Annotated in this window: 11 protein-coding genes, 2 tRNA genes and 4 rRNA genes; 9 read left to right on the plus strand and 8 right to left on the minus strand. The window is 45.5% G+C overall.

The window, feature by feature from the left end:
* Nucleotides 1-97: 97 nt before the first annotated feature.
* On the plus strand, nt 98-382 hold the full coding sequence (locus RE476_RS10405) for a UPF0058 family protein (RefSeq protein WP_309307575.1): 285 nt from the start codon (nt 98-100) through the stop codon (nt 380-382).
* Here RE476_RS10405 and RE476_RS10410 read toward each other — a convergent pair.
* Both RE476_RS10410 and arcS read right to left on the minus strand, forming a co-directional pair.
* Nucleotides 379-897 carry an N-acetyltransferase gene (locus RE476_RS10410; RefSeq protein WP_309307576.1) on the minus strand — a complete coding sequence of 173 codons (519 nt, stop codon included), beginning with the start codon at nt 895-897 and terminating at the stop codon, nt 379-381. The genes RE476_RS10405 and RE476_RS10410 overlap by 4 nt on opposite strands.
* A 23-nt stretch (nt 898-920) precedes the next feature.
* Nucleotides 921-2,762, minus strand: a complete 1,842-nt coding sequence (gene arcS, locus RE476_RS10415) for an archaeosine synthase subunit alpha (RefSeq protein ID WP_309307577.1) — start codon at nt 2,760-2,762, stop codon at nt 921-923.
* 85 nt (nt 2,763-2,847) lie between these two features.
* Between arcS and RE476_RS10420 the strand changes: the two genes are divergently transcribed.
* Both RE476_RS10420 and RE476_RS10425 read left to right on the plus strand, forming a co-directional pair.
* Complete coding sequence (locus tag RE476_RS10420; protein ID WP_309307578.1) at nt 2,848-4,230, plus strand: FAD-binding oxidoreductase; 1,383 nt, start codon at nt 2,848-2,850, stop codon at nt 4,228-4,230.
* 2 nt (nt 4,231-4,232) lie between these two features.
* Nucleotides 4,233-5,291 (plus strand): (Fe-S)-binding protein, encoded by a 1,059-nt coding sequence (locus RE476_RS10425; protein ID WP_309307579.1) that lies wholly within the window; start codon nt 4,233-4,235, stop codon nt 5,289-5,291.
* A gap of 59 nt (nt 5,292-5,350) precedes the next feature.
* Here RE476_RS10425 and RE476_RS10430 read toward each other — a convergent pair whose 3' ends face one another.
* The 5 genes from RE476_RS10430 to RE476_RS10450 all read right to left on the minus strand — a co-directional run bounded on the left by RE476_RS10430 (nt 5,351) and on the right by RE476_RS10450 (nt 11,217).
* A complete protein-coding gene (locus RE476_RS10430; RefSeq protein WP_309307580.1) occupies nt 5,351-6,163 on the minus strand; it encodes a TolB-like translocation protein in 813 nt (270 codons plus the stop codon).
* A 123-nt stretch (nt 6,164-6,286) separates the two neighbouring features.
* Complete coding sequence (locus RE476_RS10435) at nt 6,287-8,140, minus strand: YgiQ family radical SAM protein (RefSeq protein ID WP_406600965.1); 1,854 nt, start codon at nt 8,138-8,140, stop codon at nt 6,287-6,289.
* A gap of 9 nt (nt 8,141-8,149) precedes the next feature.
* On the minus strand, nt 8,150-8,785 hold the full coding sequence (locus RE476_RS10440; protein ID WP_309307581.1) for an MBL fold metallo-hydrolase: 636 nt from the start codon (nt 8,783-8,785) through the stop codon (nt 8,150-8,152).
* Between the two features lie 28 nt (nt 8,786-8,813).
* The gene (locus RE476_RS10445) at nt 8,814-9,572 is read right to left on the minus strand and encodes a TatD family hydrolase (RefSeq protein WP_309307582.1); all 759 of its coding nucleotides are present in this window, start codon (nt 9,570-9,572) and stop codon (nt 8,814-8,816) included.
* 133 nt (nt 9,573-9,705) lie between these two features.
* The gene (locus RE476_RS10450; RefSeq protein ID WP_309309603.1) at nt 9,706-11,217 is read right to left on the minus strand and encodes a 2-isopropylmalate synthase; all 1,512 of its coding nucleotides are present in this window, start codon (nt 11,215-11,217) and stop codon (nt 9,706-9,708) included.
* Nucleotides 11,218-11,808: 591 nt separating this feature from the next.
* Between RE476_RS10450 and RE476_RS10455 the strand changes: the two genes are divergently transcribed.
* The 6 genes from RE476_RS10455 to rrf (RE476_RS10480) all read left to right on the plus strand — a co-directional run bounded on the left by RE476_RS10455 (nt 11,809) and on the right by rrf (RE476_RS10480) (nt 17,037).
* Nucleotides 11,809-13,283, plus strand: a 16S ribosomal RNA gene (locus RE476_RS10455).
* 101 nt (nt 13,284-13,384) lie between these two features.
* A tRNA-Ala gene (locus tag RE476_RS10460) sits at nt 13,385-13,457 on the plus strand.
* A gap of 122 nt (nt 13,458-13,579) precedes the next feature.
* Nucleotides 13,580-16,506 (plus strand): 23S ribosomal RNA (locus RE476_RS10465).
* A 98-nt stretch (nt 16,507-16,604) separates the two neighbouring features.
* Nucleotides 16,605-16,676: transfer RNA gene (locus RE476_RS10470), tRNA-Cys, on the plus strand.
* 28 nt (nt 16,677-16,704) lie between these two features.
* Nucleotides 16,705-16,826 (plus strand): 5S ribosomal RNA (gene rrf, locus RE476_RS10475).
* Nucleotides 16,827-16,915: 89 nt separating this feature from the next.
* Nucleotides 16,916-17,037, plus strand: a 5S ribosomal RNA gene (gene rrf, locus RE476_RS10480).
* Together the 16S, 23S and 5S rRNA genes with 2 tRNA genes alongside form the textbook arrangement of a ribosomal RNA operon.
* 315 nt (nt 17,038-17,352) lie before the next feature.
* On the opposite strand, the gene RE476_RS10485 is transcribed toward rrf (RE476_RS10480), so the two are convergent.
* Nucleotides 17,353-18,732, minus strand: a complete 1,380-nt coding sequence (locus RE476_RS10485) for a sodium-dependent transporter (RefSeq protein WP_309307583.1) — start codon at nt 18,730-18,732, stop codon at nt 17,353-17,355.
* Nucleotides 18,733-18,772 lie beyond the last annotated feature (40 nt).

Raw genomic sequence — 18,772 nt, forward strand, 5'->3', positions numbered from 1 at the left:
TACCTTTATTTTGAAATCAACCACTTAGCATTAGTGCATTATTTATACAGTGCACAAAATAGCAAAAGCGGTTACATTTATAGATAGGTTGGTTGGTATGCACAAAGATGAATTGATACAGTTGCACACATTGATGGCGCAAATAAAAAGGCATTTTGAACACATGGGGATAGATGAATCTTTTAACGGATATGACTCATTATCCATAAGTCCTTTACATGTTCACAGAAGTAAGGCTGAACATAAACATGCTATCTTCGTACTTGGAAATAACATAGCCACTGCACTATCCCGGGATGATATATCCGGTATAGGGCGAACTTCTGAGAGGATGCAGGAACTTGCTTCACGTGCAAGTGGGCGGCTGGCAAATACGAATTAGATATAATCCCGAAGTCTGAAAGAATGCTTCTTTCCTGAGAATACGGATTTATCTGTGTTATTCAGGAAAGCAGTTGTAAATGGAGTAAGACGCTTTTTCATAATTATTCCATCTTCTCCATCAGAATAGTAGCCATGCTCTATCCAGCAGGGAATGAAATCCATACGCTTGTAGAAGTGTTGAGCCCTGATGTTGGAAATCCTTACTTCCAGGCTTGCATAATGCAGTAACTTGGTTATAAATACTGGAAGAATGGCATTCATGAGCTTGGCTCCAACGCCCATGCTTCTGAATCCATCCCTCACTGCAAGTGAGAATATCCTTCCCTCATTGGCAGACAGTTTGTATCCTACAACAAAACCGACTATATATCCATTGTAATCGGCAACAAGGAATCCTTCACTGTTCATTTCATAGAAGTTCATGTACAGGAACGGATTATGTTCCGAAAATGCTTCTGACTCTATTTCCAGAACCTCCTCAAAATCAGAAGGTTCAAAGTTTCTTATTATCATTTTTCTTTAAACCATAATATGGTTTATTCTATTTTTTTAACATGACGCAAGTCTACTGCCACTCCTCGAGTAGCTTTCTTCATCTCATCTCCGCTCATGACCGCTCTTCCAACTGCAATTGCATTCTTACCACAGATGAGTACTTCATCGGTTGGCCTTATCAGTGGATCCGCATCAACTACTCCTGGGGCCAGAAGTGAGCCACGGGGGACGAAGTCATCTATCTTTACGATATATTTGCCCTGATCCATCATAGCTTTCACGCCTTCAATGGTAATTGCCAGTGTTCCATATTGGGGTATCAATGTGGTGAGTTGTTTCTTTCCAACAAATACCTGGTGTTTGGGGAAGGGTCCTTTGATGGTTGACTCTTCTGGTACTAGTATCTGTCCGCATCCTTTTCCAAATTGGTAATCTGCAACAGCTTTCATGAGGTCTTTTTGGGTCTGCTCATGGCCTCGTTTTCTTCCGGTGCAAAGTCCTGACATTGTTTCACTGAGATTCCTCAGTGATTCAGGTGATGTTACATTGCCACGGCTTGTATATGTGATATCTATACCAAGTTTTTCTGCCACTATCTCGCATATCTGGCGGTATGCATCTTCCACATGTGCAACAATGGATGTGTACTGATGTTGTGACAGATATTTTTCAAGACATGATGCTACCCATTCTTTTTCTTCCGCATCCCAGTATCCGGTTACCGTTGTATCATAATGTGACGCGGGGTATGTCAGTTCAAGCTCCCTTGGCACAATTCCAAGAGGTGATGTGATTATGACCTCATGGACAAATTTACGACTCTTTCCAAGAGCATTGATGAATCTCCAGTGAGAGTTCGATGTGGAATATGGCTTCTTTGCAGAGCATGGCAGGAGCAATAGTATGTCTTTTTCCGGTGGAGTATACCTTTCCTGTATCCTCCTGGCAAACCTGACGATCTCTGCCCTGTTCTGGGATTCTCCGCAAGTGGCAATGAGTCCGTTGTTCCTTGCTATGGGGCTTCTGCTCTCAACATAGTTGTACTCTGCATCCACGAGCCGCATCAGGGCAGTGAGCCATGGTCTGACTCTGCATTGTCCTTCTATATATTCACGCAGCATTCCTAAGCGTATCTTCTCTCTGACAAGAGCCGCTTCAGCCTCCATGGCATTGATGTTGTGCTTTTCTAGGATTGATGCACGGCTCTTTTTGTCCATTTCCATAAGCCCTTTTGCATCTGTTGCTGAACAGGCACTGCACCTGCATGGTAGTTCTGCCAGTGAATCAAGATAGAATTGTCCTGCAGCAGTAAGGTAGATATCTTTGTGTGCAGCAACTATTGCTTTTGTATTGTCAAAAATATCAATTCCAAGGTAGGCCAGCATTGCAAGATTTTCAGGGGTGCAGATATTGGGTGCGTAGACTGCCGTATCAGGTGCTATCTCATTTTTCATTTCAATAAGGGTGTTGAGAATACGTCTCGCATTGTTCTCAAAACATCCTGCGCCCTCCATAACATAGAGGTCAGCTTGCTTTACCTTCTGTCCGGCAATGTAAATGCTTCCTGTAGCTCCGGTTGCTTCAATTTCAGACCTTTCTGCAAGTTTAAGTGCAAGGTCCTGCGGGGCATCAGGTGTAAGATCCTGATGAGGAAGTATTATTAAGACTTCTTCTCCAGCTGCTTTTCTTATTTCCTGGAAATATTCTTTGCTTTCCTTCAGATCACTGTATTTCCAGAGAGAGCCACCGTCTATTATCAGGCTGTCAGGAGAACTAAGGCTTCTTGTATCTAGTATGAAAGGTGTCTGGATAGTTTCCTTCAGGAGAAGTTTCCCTATCCTTGCAGCACCATCTCGTTGCTGTACCTCAAAGTATCGTGTCATTGCTGTCTAATGGGTGTAGTCAGATGTAAATGTTTGCCTTTACCAAAAAGTATAAATCTTACTATCTCTCTTAAAAAACGATTCCATGCAAAAATCCGATTTACTCACAGATTTGCAGGATATTGTGGGAAATGAAAGAATTTCCACGTCTACTGCAGAGCTTTATTGTTATTCATGTGATGCTTCCCAGATAAGGGGCATGCCTGATTTTGTTATCAGGCCCGCAAGTACTGAACAGATTTCAAAGATAGTCAGTCTTGCTAATGAGAAAGAAATTCCTGTGACTGCAAGAGGCGCAGGTACGGGACTGGCCGGGGGAGCAGTACCCGTTGAGGGTGGCATTGTGCTTGATATGTCATCTATGAACAGGATCCTTGAGATGGATCTCGATAACCTCCAGGTTACAATTGAGCCGGGTATTGTTCAGGAGAAATTGAACGAAGCTCTTGAACCGTATGGTTTTTTCTTTCCTCCGGACCCGGGAAGTTCTGCAATGTGCACACTTGGCGGACTTATAGCCAATAATGGAAGTGGAATGCGTTCTATCAAATACGGTACGACCAGGAATTATGTGCTTGCACTTGAAGTTGTACTGGCAGATGGTACTGTGATAAACTCAGGTTCAAAGACCTCCAAATCAGTTGCAGGTTATTCATTAACAGATCTTTTTGTGGGATCTGAAGGAACTCTTGGTATTATAACAAAGGCAACATTGAAGGTCAGGGCGCTGCCAAAAGAACGTTCGGTCCTGCTTGCATCTTTTGATAATCCTGAACTTGCCGGAAAGGCAGTTGTTAAGGTTCTGTCCTCGGGAATAGTTCCATCCGCATGTGAGATCCTTGACAGGAACATAATTGAGGCTATAAACACTTATGATCCGAATGTTGGCCTTCCAAAGGCAGGTGCCATCCTTATGTTTGAGGTGGATGGTACTGAAAACAGTGTTCGTGAAGGCATAGAGATGATAAAGGATGTGTGCAGTTCTCTTGCAACAAGCATCAGGGCAGCCTCGGATAAGAAGGAAAGGGATGAGATATGGGCTGCAAGAAGACTTGTAGGTGCTGCAGTTTCAAGGCTTGATCCGCTTCGCACTCGTGTTTATGTGGGCGAAGACATCGGTGTTCCTATAAAGGAGCTCCCTGGAATGTTGCATAAGGTTCGCGAGATATCTGAAGAGTTTGACCTGCCGATCATGACATACGGGCACATCGGTGACGGAAATCTTCACACAGGAATGTGCATTGATGTGCTTGATGATACTCAATGGGATAAACTGAACAAGGCTGCAGACAAGATACACCGCACAGCCATCAGCATTGGTGGAACTGTTACGGCTGAGCATGGGGTTGGCAGTGCCCGGGCGGATTATCTAGGACTTGAGCTTGGTAAGGCCCTTGATGTAATGATATTGATAAAGAAAGCCCTTGACCCCAAAGGGATACTTAACCCTGGGAAGATGGGGGTCTGAAAATGAACGAATCTGATTTGCGTTCAATATTGAAATGTGTCCGTTGTGGAACATGTCGCTCAGTATGTCCGGTCTTTGATGTCATTGGCTGGGAATCTGCCAGTTCCCGAGGCCGCATGCTGGTAGCTCATGGTATTTCCCAGGGTATGGAAGCTGATAAAGGTGTATTTGACAGTCTGAACACCTGTACCACATGCGGACTTTGTGAACAGATGTGCCCTTCCGGGGCGTCCCCTGTAAAGGTCATAGAGAATGTCAGGCACCAGCTTGTGCTTCAGGGCAAGATGACCGATGCGCAGAAGGAATTGCGCACAGAAGCTCTTGAAAAAGGGAATCCTCTTGGAGAGACAACAGAGAGGATGGCATGGCTTGGTGACTCTAAAAAGGATGTCACTGAAAAGGCAGATTATGTCTTTTTTGCAGGTTGCCTGGCTTCATACAGATATCCTGAACTCACAAAAAGGACATTTGATATACTGAAGAAGTTCGGTGTCACCGCATTACAGGAAGAAGTATGCTGTGGTTCTCCGCTTTTAAGGACCGGTTCTGATCCTTCAAGCCTGATGTCCAAGAATCTGGAACAGATCAAAAAGACAGGTGCACACACAGTTATCACTGGCTGTGCAGGATGTTATACCGCACTTAAAAATGATTATCCTGAAGATTTGAATGTTATTCACGTTACCGAATTCCTTGCAGACCGCCTGGCTGAGATGGACCTGAAGAAACTGGATCTGAAAGTAACCTATCATGACCCATGCCACCTTGGAAGGTGCAACGGAGTATTCGATGCCCCAAGGCAGATTATAAAATCAATCTGTTACCTTGAGGAAATGAAGAGCAACAGGGAAAAGTCCAAATGTTGCGGAGCAGGCGGCGGAGTACTCAAAGGTTATCCTGAGCTTTCCCTTGAGCTTTCAAAGAACAGGGTTGAGGAAATTCCAAAAGATGTGGATTATCTTGTAACCGCATGCCCCTTGTGCCGTACAAATCTCAAACGTGGCGGCCCACGGGTTGAAGTACTTGATATAATAGACTTGCTGGAAATGGCTATGGGCTAGCCATTTTAGTTTCTATTTTTTGAAATTTGAATTGTTTTTGTAAAAGGTAAGGGCATATTTTATGCTCTTTTCAGTTTACTGTTCAAAGCCAGAGCAATTACTACGCCAATTACCTCAAATCCGGGTACTGGAAAACTTTGAGAGCTAGTTGTCTCAGTTTTTTCTATATTTTCCTGCGTGTATCTCAGCTCAGGTTCATCATATCCATTCATTTTCCTGAGCTCTTCGTAGTCGATATTGAGCTTTTTGCTAATGAGGTATGTTGGGTATGTCCCACCATCGATATCAGCTCCAAGGGCTTCGTAGATGATTGAAGAACCATCTTCTGACCAGTAAACTCCATAAATGGCAGACCTGTCCCAGTCCATAGGTGTGTCTTTTGTATTCTCTTTGTAGAAAGGAGTCAGTTCTCTGTGGATCACTGTGTTGTTGTGGACTGAGCAAATATCAATGGCATATTGTCCATTCCTACAATCCTCAAAGAAAATAATCCTTGGTGCGGCATACATCTTGCTGTCAGGAGAAAATGCAACCGGGTAGTAGCCCATAGTGATTATATTCTTGATGTTTGTTTCAGTTCCGTTTGCTGTATCATTTATGACAAAGTCCTCAACTCCAACACCATTTGCCGCATCCAGTGCTTTTTTGTAAACAATATAATTTCCATCCGGACTGCTGGTTGTTCGTGGTATCAGCTTGTAATTTATATGTATTTGTGTATGCTCTCCATCTTCGCTGTACACAACTATCTGATGGGCTTCAACACTATCAGGATTTGTGTATGAGCACGAATAAAAAATATTATCACTGATGTTTTCATCGATGCCAATGACCGGACTGGCGAACACAAAAGGTGTCTGAATTATAAGCATTAATAAAACTGAAAATAATAATTTGTATTTCATTTGTATAACTTCCATGTTTAATGAAGAGACATACGTTTGAAATACAGTTAACGTATCTATATTAAAAAGGTAACGATTTTATGATGAACGTTACCAACCGTTATTTCCTCCCTTTTTCCGGCCTATAAGACAATTCCAGGAATTTCCTACAAGGTCAAGTCTGTTGGAACGCTTTAGTCCTTCATATACAAGGTTATAGTTTGCAGGTTCCTTGTAATGCAACATTGCCCTCTGTATGCTTTTTTCCTTTTGAGAGGTGGCCACGTATATCTTTTTCCCGGTGAAAGGGTCCAGTCCTGTGTGGAACATACATGTTGCAGATGTCATAGGTGTAGGTGTAAAGTCCTGTACCTGTCTTGTGTAACGCCCGGTATCTCTTATGTATTCTGCAGTTTCTATCATATCATTGAGTGTACATCCGGGGTGGCTTGACATAAGGAATGCCACAAGGTACTGGTCCTTGCCGAGTTTCTTATTAATTTCCTTGTACTTATGTTCAAATCTCTCAAAGACTTCCCTGTCAGGTTTTTTCATGACATCGGTCACACTGTCGCAATAGTGTTCAGGTGCAACCTTTAGCTGTCCACTGACGTGGTGGGCACATAGCTCTTCCATGTATTCCTCATCAAGCAACGCAAGGTCATAGCGTACACCGTAACCTACAAAGACTTTTTTGATATCCGGTAGGTTTCTGAGCCTGCGCATGAGTTCTATGAGTTTCTTGTGGCTGGTATCAAGGGAAGGGCAGGCTTTGGGGTAAATGCAGATCTTATCCTTGCATACTCCTTTTTCATTCCAGTTCTTGCAGTCCATTCCATACATGTTAGCAGACGGCCCGCCAAGTCCGTTGATGGTGCCTTTGAATCCTTTGATCTCCCTGAAACCTTCAGCTTCCCTTAGAATGGAATCGATACTCCTGCTGCGTATCATCCTTCCCTGGTGCAGGGCGATAGCACAGAACGAGCATGCTCCAAAACAACCTCGATGGGTGTTGATGGAGAATTTAACCAGATCCAGGGCGGGAACGACTTCATCGTAGGAGGGATGTGTTTCTCGTGTGAATGGAAGTTCGTATACGTGGTCCAGTTCATCCTGTGTAAGTGGTCGCATGGGCTTGTTCTGGATTACCACTGTTTTTGGATGAACCTGTATTATGCCGTGACCGCGTATGTGGTCCTGTTCCTCAAAGACCATTTTGAATGCTTTTGCGTAGAGTTCCTTGTTCTTTGAAACCTCAATATATGGTGGAATCTCTATGCGGTCCTTCAGGAGTTCTTCATGTTTCTCTTTCCACGATTTGATATCTGTTTTCCAGACGGTTCCATCGATATCAGTGATGTCTGAAACAGGGATGCCTTTGTTGAGCTTGTCTGCTATCTCAAGTATCTGGAGTTCTCCCATGCCATAAACAATAAGGTCTGCAGGCGCATCTGCAAGGATGGACTGGCGCACTTTGTCAGACCAGTAATCATATTGTGCAAAGCGGCGAAGGGATGCTTCAATACCTCCAATCACTCTGGGGGTATCCGGATACGTTTCTTTCAGACGATTGGAGTAAACGATAGTCGCCCTGTTTGGTCGCAGTCCTGCCTTATTTCCGGGGGAGTATGTGTCATCATGCCTCAATCTTTTTGATGGGGTGTAATTGCTGACCATTGAGTCAGTATTTCCGGCACTAATGGCAAAGAACAGGCGGGGTTTACCAAGTTTTTTGAAGTCTTCTGGATCATCCCATTTTGGTTGAGCAATAACTCCTACTCTGTAGCCTGCATCTTCAAGCACTCTTCCTATGATGCTTGTTCCGAAACCAGGGTGGTCAACATAGGCATCTCCGGTGACAATGATAATATCAAGTTCATCCCATCCCTTCTGTTTAGCTTCTTCAAGGCTCATCGGGAGGAACTTTGAGGAATCAGCTTTTCTTCTATTTTTAGTATGTTTCATGTTGCATCCTTATAATATGCTTTTAGACATGCGGAGGGAGAATCCTATTTGTTTGTTCACGTCATTTGATGTTACTTCACCATGCCCGGGGTAAAGTGTCTTAACATCAAGCTGCACAAGCTTGTTGATCGATTCAGTCAATTGTGAACGATTGCCTCCCTCAAAATCCGTGCGTCCTATGCTTCCGTTGGGAAAAACCGTATCTCCGGAAAACAGGCTTTTTGAATTTGCTTCATACAGGCAGATACCTCCTGGTGTATGCCCGGGTGTGTGGATGACTTCCAGTTCTTCGTCATTATTAATGGGTATTCTGTCCCTTTCATTGAGAAGCATGTCAGGTTCAATGGGCGGTGCTTTGTATCCGAATAATGCAGCAGCACTCACGTTATCACTTTTCAGCAAAGTGGCATCATCCTTATGGATAGCTATTTTTGCACCACTAAGGCGTGCTATCTCCATTGCTGATGCTGTGTGGTCGTAGTGACAGTGGGTGAGTATTATCAGTTCAAGATCTTTTATGTCTATGTTTTTCCTGATCTCTGCCATCAGTCCTTCTGTATTCATTCCTGTATCTACCAGGATCTTTCCATTGATGAGGTATGAGTTTGCATCGTAAAGACCGGTGTTGAAATGTTTGACCTGCATGTATATTCTCCTAAGAAAAGAATGGGATTTAGAGCTCAAATGCCCTGCGGGTATTTTGCATTGTCGCCAATGCTATTTCAGATTCATCGATGTCTTTGAGATGTGCTATCACCGGAACAGAATCAAGAACGAACGCCGGCTCATTCCGTCCTTTTCTTGGTGAGAGGTACGGGCTGTCTGTCTCTATGAGCATATTCTCAAGAGGTAGATCCTTTGCGATTGCTTTATGGTGTTCTGAGAAGCAGACGAGGGTTGGCACCGATACGTAGTGTCCTGCATCAATTATGTTCTGCATGGTTTCAAGTGAGCCGCCGTAACAATGAAAGACCACCCTGTCAAGGTCTTTTGTCATTTCAAGTGCAAGGTCTTCACCATCTCTGCCGTGTATTACTAGGGTTTTGTTGTACCTGTCTGCAATTTCAATGACCTTTCTGAATACATCTTCCTGCCTTTTTCTTCCGGCATCTGTGGTGCAATAATAAAAATCAAGTCCTGCTTCCCCAATACCTATGGCTTTGTCGATGTTGCGTTCCATCTGCGACAGTATCTGATTGATTTTATCATCAGTTGCATCAGGCACCATCTGGGGACTGAGTCCGAGCGTGGCATGTATGAAGTCATATTTCCTGGCGAGTTCAAGGGAATCAGCATTTGTTTTGTAGTCTATGCCGGAGTTTATCATCTCAACTACGCCGCTCTTTCTTGCTCTCTCAATTGTCTCATGCCGATCCTTATTGAATTTTGGAAAATCAAGATGGCAATGAGAGTCTATTACTTCATAATTCATATGTATTCAATTCTGGTCTTATTATATAGATATGAACCTGTTCTATGAGTCGGTTCAAGAAAAAGTGCTTTGAAAATGAATTGAAAATAAAAAAATAAGTGAAGAACCGTGGGAACACGGTCCTTATATTTGTTTATTCCATGCTCCAGAGCTTCTTCTTTTCAAGAAGTATATTGATGGCTGTGATGAGTGCGTCCACGGATGCTGTGGCAATGTCTGCACTTGCTGATTGTGCACTGACCACACGGCCGTGTTCATCTTCTACTGAGATTGTCACTTCTGCAAGGGCATCACTTCCTCCTGTAATTGCTTCCAGGCTGAAATCACGCACTTTTACCTTGGTGTATCCGCCAATCATAAGTTCCACTGCTTTGAGGGCAGCATCTATCGGCCCTACTCCAAAGTTGGAAGCAACAGCTTCCTCATCACCGATCTTCGCCCTTACTACTGCTGTTGGTGTTGTAAGGTTACCTGTCATAACAGAGAACTCTTTCAGTATTATGGTCTCATTTCCGAGGTTCCTTCCAAGGACGGCAGATGCCACAGCATGAAGGTCCGCATCACATATGCGCTTGCCCTTGTTTGCTATGTCCTTGATCCTGATAAGTATCTCATCAAGTTGTTCTTCGGTGGTTTCGATGCCCATGTCTTCCAGTGATTTCTTGACAGCATGCTTGCCTGCATGTTTGCCTATTACTATACGACGTTTGTGACCCACCATTTCAGGGGTCATTATGCCGGGTTCGAAAGTATCGGATTTTTCAAGAACTCCATGGGTGTGTATGCCTGACTCATGGGCGAATGCATTGTCACCGACGATTGGAGTATTTGCCGGCATGTGTATGCCAGTGTAATTCTCAACCATCTTTGCGGTTTCAAGCAGGTATTCAGTGTTGATATTGGTCTTTGCACCATATATGGAATGCAGACACATCACTACTTCTGCGAGGTTTGCATTACCGGCACGTTCTCCGATACCATTTATTGTTACCTGTATCTGGCTGGCGCCAGCTTCTGCTGCCATGAGGCTGTTTGCAACAGCAATTCCAAAGTCATTGTGACAATGGACATCTATTGGTATGTTCACTTCGTTGTTGATGTTCTTCACGAGCTGATACATTGAGGAAGGTGCCATTATGCCGACGGTGTCAGGTACGTTTATTATATCGCAACCTGCTCCTTCTACGGCTTTGTATACCTCTATCAGGTAGTCAAGGTCGGTCCTGGTAGCATCCATGGCTGAGAACATGCATTTTACGCCATGGTCTTTGATGTATTCCACGGCATTTACTGCCATGGCGACAACCTCTTCCCTGCTCTTCTTAATAGTGTGTATCCTCTGGATGTCGGAAGTTGATACAAATGTATGTATCATATCAACATTACAATCTATGCAGGCGTCCAGATCTTTTGTAAGGACGCGGGCAAGACCACAGACATCGAGACTCAGACCTTCATTGGCTATGGCTCTTACATTCTGCCTTTCGCCATCCGAAGAGACCGGGAAACCAGCTTCGAGCACATCAACACCAAGTTTGTCCAGTTGCCGGGCAATCTTGAGTTTTTGCTCATTGGTTAGTGATACGCCAGGTGTTTGTTCACCGTCACGCAGTGTCGTGTCAAAAATAGTCTTGTGTGTGTTTATAAGCGGTTTATCGCTGTAAAAAGCGATCCCTCAGTTCTACGGTTGAATTCATATTAATCATTCCGGCTTGTAGTTTATGTTATAAAACACTTCCGTATACTTCCCAAATCTTGTAGTTATGTGGGACGGTATAATTGTGAACATCTCCGCAACCCTTTTATATGAGCATTGACTTGTAAGGGTGCTCGCGTTGAGCACAATGGTGCGTCACTGCATCATGATAATAACTCTACGTGAAGCATATGATGAAGTACTAATTTCATTTCATCGGGCAGGTGTCACAAAGGTTCATCCTTTGCCTTCGAATCTCCTGATTCGGAAGGTATATATAGGATGATGTCCTTTGAAGGAGTCCGCGTGAATCACGCGGGAACTTACAATCACCGCCTTTTAACAAGTGGAGGCAAGAGTTATTTCTTGTCTGACGTTGGATTTGGCAGTTCGGTTAATTCTGACCGGTAGTGAATAACTACTAAATAATTGGAATTAACCAACTAAGTGCATGTGAAAAGAAATTCTCTAGTGAGAGTTCTTTCCTAATGATTCCTTAAATGACTTCCAAAATAATATACTTTTGTGTGTGGATTAACAATTCTGGTTGATCCTGCCAGAGGTCACTGCTATCAGTATTCGATTAAGCCATGCGAGTCAAATGTTTTTCGTAAACATGGCGTACTGCTCAGTAACACGTGGATAATCTGCCCTAAGGTTAGGTATAACTCCGGGAAACTGGTGATAATCCCTAATATACCATAGATACTGGAATGTTCTGTGGTCAAAAGCTCCGGCGCCTTAGGATGAATCTGCGGCCTATCAGGTTGTAGTGGGTGTAGTGTACCTACTAGCCGACGACGGGTACGGGTTGTGAGAGCAAGAGCCCGGAGATGGATTCTGAGACATGAATCCAGGCCCTACGGGGCGCAGCAGGCGCGAAAACTTTACAATGCGGGAAACCGCGATAAGGGGATACTGAGTGCCAGCATCTTATGTTGGCTGTCCGCATGTATAAATAGCATGTGTTAGCAAGGGCCGGGCAAGACCGGTGCCAGCCGCCGCGGTAACACCGGCGGCCCGAGTGGTGGCCACTATTATTGGGTCTAAAGGGTCCGTAGCCGGTTTGATCAGTCTTCCGGGAAATCTGACAGCTCAACTGTTAGGCTTCCGGGGGATACTGTCAGACTTGGGACCGGGAGAGGTAAGAGGTACTACAGGGGTAGGAGTGAAATCTTGTAATCCTTGTGGGACCACCAGTGGCGAAGGCGTCTTACCAGAACGGGTCCGACGGTGAGGGACGAAAGCTGGGGGCACGAACCGGATTAGATACCCGGGTAGTCCCAGCCGTAAACGATGCTCGCTAGGTGTCTGGGACGGTGCGACCGTTTCAGGTGCCGCAGGGAAGCCGTGAAGCGAGCCACCTGGGAAGTACGGCCGCAAGGCTGAAACTTAAAGGAATTGGCGGGGGAGCACTACAACGGGTGGAGCCTGCGGTTTAATTGGACTCAACGCCGGAAAACTCACCTGGGGCGACAGCAATATGTAGGTCAGGCTGAAGGTCTTACCTGAATCGCTGAGAGGAGGTGCATGGCCGTCGTCAGTTCGTACTGTGAAGCATCCTGTTAAGTCAGGCAACGAGCGAGACCCGTGCCCACTGTTGCCAGCATATCCTTCGGGATGATGGGTACTCTGTGGGGACCGCTGGTGCTAAACCAGAGGAAGGTGCGGGCTACGGTAGGTCAGTATGCCCCGAATCTCCAGGGCTACACGCGGGCTACAATGACCGGGACAATGGGCTCCTACCCCGAAAGGGGTTGGTAATCTCATAAACCCGGCCTTAGTTCGAATTGAGGGCTGTAACTCGCCCTCATGAAGCTGGAATCCGTAGTAATCGCGTTTCAATATAGCGCGGTGAATACGTCCCTGCTCCTTGCACACACCGCCCGTCAAACCACCCGAGTGAGGTATGGGTGAGGGCACGGACCTAGTGCCGTGTTCGAACCTAAATTTCGCAAGGGGGGTTAAGTCGTAACAAGGTAGCCGTAGGGGAATCTGCGGCTGGATCACCTCCTAAGCAGATCGGCACAACGCCGATCACCACTTACCGGTCAGAAATCGAAAAACTGTCAAATCCGAAATAATCTACATGGATTCAAAAAAGGCGAATCCAGGAGGGCTTGTAGATCAGTTGGGAGATCGTCGCCTTTGCAAGGCGAAGGCCCTGGGTTCGAATCCCAGCAAGTCCATTATTTAGTGCACCCGAGAAGTAACTTTTTCGGGGAAGGATGAAGTGGTCGAAGCAACAACGGCTGCAATGAGATCGTGTATATGCATGCATATATCAGACGCTCACTGGACAAAGTGAGATGGACTCTGGTAAATATGCCTTCAGGTGGATGGCTCGGCTCAAGGGCTGATGAGGGACGTGCCAAGCTGCGATAAGCCCAGGGTAGGTGCATGGAGCCTATGAACCTGGGATCTCCTAATGGGTCTTCCTAACACATTTTGTGTGTTGATCAGTAATGATCGGGAACGCCCCGAATTGAAGCATCTTAGTAGGGGCAGGAAAAGAAATCGAAGAGATGCCGCTAGTAATGGCGAATGAACACGGCACAGTTCAAACTGAATCCCGCCGGTAACGTGCGGGAGATGTGGTGTTGTAGGCCTTTTCTAAAGATCCCACTTGGTTGGAATTGAACTTTTCTGGAACGTTAGACCAAAGAGTGTGATAGTCACGTAAATAACAACCAAAGGATCTGGAATGTGGCCTGAGTAACGTGGGTCGGAATTCCCGCGTGAATTTGGGAGGCACCAACTTCCAAAACTAAATACTTCTTGAGACCGATAGTGAACTAGTAGGGTGACCGAAAACTGAAAAGTACCCCAAGAAGGGAGGTTAAAAGTGCCTGAAACCTGGAGGCGATGGAGCGATATGGCGTTAAAGGATCTTTAACGCGAAGGAAACAGCCGCGAGGCTGCAGTACGGGCGTTATTGCCAATGTCATATCTTACGTTTTGAAGAACGGGCCAGGGAGTGTATTCAAATGGCGATGGCTAACTTTTTACATAGGAAGCCGAAGCGAAAGCAACATGCTCGCAGCCGTAAGGCGAGGAGCGGCGTATACAAGTGCGTGGAGTCATTAGGGTACGACCCGAAGCCGGGTGATCTAGGCGTGGGCAGGTTGAAGCGTGGCGAAAGCTACGTGGAGGACCGCAAGCGGTATTGATCTGCAAATCATTCGTGTGACCTGCGTCTCGGAGTGAAAGGCTAATCTAACCCGGCATCAGCTGGTTCCTTCCGAAACATGTCGAAGCATGACCTAACTGGAGATAGTCGGTGAAGTAGAGCACTGATTGGTGGTCCCGGGGAAGAAATTCCTCAGCCACTTGTCAAACTCCAAACTCACCGTCGTCTAAGAAAGTTGGAGTCCGGACTACTGGGGTAAGCTTGTAGTCCGTAAGGGAGACAACCCAGCCCGTGGTTAAGGTCCCCAAGTGTCGACTAAGTGTTAATACTAAAGGGCGTCCTAAGCCCTAGACAGCTGGAAGGTTAGCTTAGAAGCAGCTATCCTTTAAAGAGTGCGTAACAGCCCACCAGTCGAGGTTTGGGGCCCCGAAAATGGACGGGGCTCAAGTCGACCACCGATACCACGGAGCACCGCAAGGTGATCTCGTAGGAAGGCGTTGCGTTCGGGCAGAAGCAGGGCTGTGAAGTCCTGTGGACCGTGCGGAAACGAAAATCCTGGTAATAGTAACAGCATAGATAGGTGAGAATCCTATCCGCCGAAGGGGCTAGGTTTCCTCGGCAATGATCGTCAGCCGAGGGTTAGTCGGTCCTAAGACGTACCGTAATTCGAGTACGCCGAAAGGGAAACAGGTTAATATTCCTGTACCTCTTGACAATAAACTGACGTTTTTGGGCAGGTTGAGCGGCGCCGTCGCGCCGTCTAAGCACCGAATCCCGTGGAGAGCCGTAATGGCGAGAAGCGGGCGAATGTGTTATGGCGAAAGTCAGCTGCACCCGGGAACCCGTGAAAAGGAAGTCAAGGGTCCGTACCGAGAACTGACACAGGTGCCCCTAGCTGAAAAGGCTAAGGCGTGTCGGATACAATTTGGCTAAGGGAATTCGGCAAATTAGCTCCGTAACTTCGGGAGAAGGAGTGCCTGCTGTGAAGACAGCAGGTCGCAGTGACAAGAGAGCTCTAACTGTCTAATATCAACATAGGAGATCGCAAACCCGTAAGGGCTAGTACGATCTCTGAATCCTGCTCAGTGCAGGTACCTGAAACTCCGGTTCAACGGATCGAAGGGCCTGTAAACAGCGGGGGTAACTATGACCCTCTTAAGGTAGCGTAGTACCTTGTCGCTTAATTGGCGACTTGCATGAATGGATCAATGAGAGCTCTACTGTCCCTAGCCAGAGTCCGGTGAAGCTTACTTTCTAGTGCACAGTCTAGAGACCTCTAGGGGGAAGTGAAGACCCCGTGGAGCTTTACTGCAGCCTGTCGTTGGGTTGTGATTTTGGATGTACAGTGTAGGTAGGAGACATCGAAGGTGGTGCGCCAGCATCACTGGAGTCGCCGTTGGGACACTACCCTTCTGAAATTACGACCCTAACTCCGAGAGGAGGACCCCGATAGGTGGGCAGTTTGCCTGGGGCGGGACGCCCTTGAAAAGATATCAAGGGCGCACAAAGGTTGACTCAAGTGGGTCGGAAACCCACTGAAGAGTGCAAGAGCATAAGTCAGCCTGACGTTATTCAGCACAGTAGTGGATGACGAGACGAAAGTCGGTTCTAGCGAACTTTTGTGCTCGCTTGGTGCGAGCCAAAAATGACAGAAAAGTTACCCCGGGGATAATTGAGTTGTTGCCGGCAAGAGCACATATCGACCCGGCAGCTTGCTACTTCGATGTCGGTTCTTTCCATCCTGGCCGTGCAGCAGCGGCCAAGGGTGAGGTTGTTCGCCTATTAAAGGAGATCGTGAGCTGGGTTTAGACCGTCGTGAGACAGGTCGGTTACTATCTACTAGAGGTGTCTGTAGTCTGAGGGTAAGCTACTTTTAGTACGAGAGGAACAGAGTAGCGGCGCCACTGGTGTATCAGTTGTCCGACAGGGCATTGCTGAGCAGCTACGCGCTAAGGAATAAGAGCTGAATGCATCTAAGCTCGAAATCTGACTTGAAAAGAGACTACGTTAAGGGTCCCGGTAAAAGACCGGTTTGATAGGGTCGGGATGTACGCACCAAGGCAACGAGGTGTTCAGTCCGCGGCTACTAATAACCCGTGCCTGTCCGTCTTGCTTTGTCCAGGCGAAATCTGATATGTGCATGTTTAATATACATGACCTCAAGGTAAAGTATAAGTGCAATTGATTCATTTATGAATCGCTCGTTGCCAAGGTGGCGGAGCGGCTACGCAATCGCCTGCAGAGCGATTCCATTCCGGTTCGAATCCGGACCTTGGCTTTACCATTTACCATTCATTATGAGAGAGTTTGGCGGCCATAGCGGCGGGGAGATTCCTGTACCCATCCCGAACACAGAAGATAAGCCCGCCAGCGTTCCTTACTGTACTGAAGTACGAGAGTCTTCGGGAACTCTGGATCGCTGCCAACTCACTCATAAACAATAACTAAAACTGCTTTTTCAGCATATTTCATTCATAACCATTAATTATTTACCACTTATAATTCATCATGAGAGAGTTTGGCGGCCATAGCGGCAGGGAGATTCCTGTACCCATCCCGAACACAGAAGATAAGCCTGCCAGCGTTCCTTACTGTACTGAAGTACGAGAGTCTTCGGGAACTCTGGATCGCTGCCAACTCACTCATAAACAATAACTTTTTCTAACTGGTTTTTACTGTAACTAATCTATTTGTTATTCTTACTTTTGTTTGTTTTATGGTAACTACTGATGTTATTTTCCTCTGAGTATGCATGCTTATGGCGATATGTTCTATCAGTGATCTATAGAGCGAAATTTAATTATTGGATTTCGCATACAGCCTTGTTCTTATATTAATTTAATAATATACTCAAAAGCACCTATATAACATAAGATATTTAGATGAAATGTTTCTCTCTTGTTCAATAAATGAGGTTTCATAGGCCTCATTTAACTTTTTTTGCTCTGATTTCTTTATCTCAATAGGTTCACCCATCCCTGTACCAGTATTGTCAGAACGATAAGGGATAATACATATCTTGCATATGGACTGATCCATTCAGGTATTTTCTTTCCTTTTCCGGCATTTGCCTCCTTTACGAATTTATCCCATCCCCATCCCATCTTCAGGGTGCAGAACATAACTATCGATAAAGCCCCGATCGGAAGAATATTGCTGGTAAAGATAAAATCCTCCAGATCAAGTATTCCACTACCTGGTCCCAAGGGCTGTATGCTGCTCAGAGGACCAAAGCTAAGCGCGCATGGAAGTGAGAGAATGAATATTCCAATAGTATTAACAAGGGCCGCTTTTTTGCGCTTCCATCCCCATTCATCAATTGTAAAAGCCATTATATTCTCAAAAATAGCGATAACTGTTGACATTGCAGCAAAGGAAAGGAAGATAAAGAAAAGAAAACCCCATACCTGCCCTCCAGTCATTTGATTGAATATATTGGGGAGGGTTACAAAAATGAGTTCAGGTCCGGAGCCTGCATCAATTCCAAAAGCAAAAGCAGCAGGGAATATAACCAGTCCTGCAAGAAGGGCAATAGACGTATCAAGTGCAACCACATTGATCGCTTCTCCGGGAAGAGAACGCTCTTTTCCAATGTAACTTCCAAATATTGCCATTCCCCCGGCACCTGCACTCAATGTAAAGAAAGCCTGTCCCATGGCTGCATAAACAGCTTCCTTGCCTATCAAACTGAAATCAGGTTTCAAATAAAAGGCAATTCCTGCAGAAGCTCCTGGAAGAGTTACTGATTTAAAGACAAGGATCAGCAATATTATAAACATTCCAGCCATAAGATTCTTGCTTACCCTTTCAGCACCTTTTTGAAGTCCTTTTGAGCACACCCAGAACCCACTAATAACAACAAGAGCCATCCAGAAAACTATCTCTAATGTTTTACTGAGAAAAGTTCCAAAAAAGCTGCCTATTTCCTGCGGTCCAAGTCCGTTGAAACTTCCGGTGATCGAATAATATATGTATGCAAGTCCCCATCCGGCTACCGTAGTATAGAACATTACAAGCAGGATATTTCCTATAATACCCATATATCCAAACAGATGCCATTTGCTACCCTTTGGTTCCAGTTTTCTCATCGCACCGGCAATGTTCAGTTTCCCTGCTCTTCCAATAGAATATTCCATAAGGAGAATTGGAAATCCAAGTAATATGAGAAATGCAAGATAAATGAGAACAAAAGCAGCTCCTCCGTATTTTCCTGTGATATATGGAAAACGCCATATGTTGCCAAGTCCGATGGCACAACCTGCTGAGATTAACAGGAAACCAATTCTACTGGCCAGTTGTTCTCTTTCCTCGTTGTTCTGTCCTTCATGTGTCATATGATACTGTCCTATATTTCTCTTGCACTATACTAATATT

The organism is Methanolobus mangrovi, from assembly GCF_031312535.1.
GTDB classification, from domain to species: domain Archaea; phylum Halobacteriota; class Methanosarcinia; order Methanosarcinales; family Methanosarcinaceae; genus Methanolobus; species Methanolobus mangrovi.

What these genes read in the sequence shown, in the direction of transcription:
- RE476_RS10405 (WP_309307575.1), top strand. Translation starts at nt 98, where the DNA reads ATGCACAAAGATGAATTGATACAGTTGCACACATTGATGGCGCAAATA.
- RE476_RS10410 (WP_309307576.1), bottom strand. Translation starts at nt 897, where the DNA reads ATGATAATAAGAAACTTTGAACCTTCTGATTTTGAGGAGGTTCTGGAA.
- arcS (WP_309307577.1), bottom strand. Translation starts at nt 2,762, where the DNA reads ATGACACGATACTTTGAGGTACAGCAACGAGATGGTGCTGCAAGGATA.
- RE476_RS10420 (WP_309307578.1), top strand. Translation starts at nt 2,848, where the DNA reads ATGCAAAAATCCGATTTACTCACAGATTTGCAGGATATTGTGGGAAAT.
- RE476_RS10425 (WP_309307579.1), top strand. Translation starts at nt 4,233, where the DNA reads ATGAACGAATCTGATTTGCGTTCAATATTGAAATGTGTCCGTTGTGGA.
- RE476_RS10430 (WP_309307580.1), bottom strand. Translation starts at nt 6,163, where the DNA reads ATGCTTATAATTCAGACACCTTTTGTGTTCGCCAGTCCGGTCATTGGC.
- RE476_RS10435 (WP_406600965.1), bottom strand. Translation starts at nt 8,140, where the DNA reads ATGAAACATACTAAAAATAGAAGAAAAGCTGATTCCTCAAAGTTCCTC.
- RE476_RS10440 (WP_309307581.1), bottom strand. Translation starts at nt 8,785, where the DNA reads ATGCAGGTCAAACATTTCAACACCGGTCTTTACGATGCAAACTCATAC.
- RE476_RS10445 (WP_309307582.1), bottom strand. Translation starts at nt 9,572, where the DNA reads ATGAATTATGAAGTAATAGACTCTCATTGCCATCTTGATTTTCCAAAA.
- RE476_RS10485 (WP_309307583.1), bottom strand. Translation starts at nt 18,732, where the DNA reads ATGACACATGAAGGACAGAACAACGAGGAAAGAGAACAACTGGCCAGT.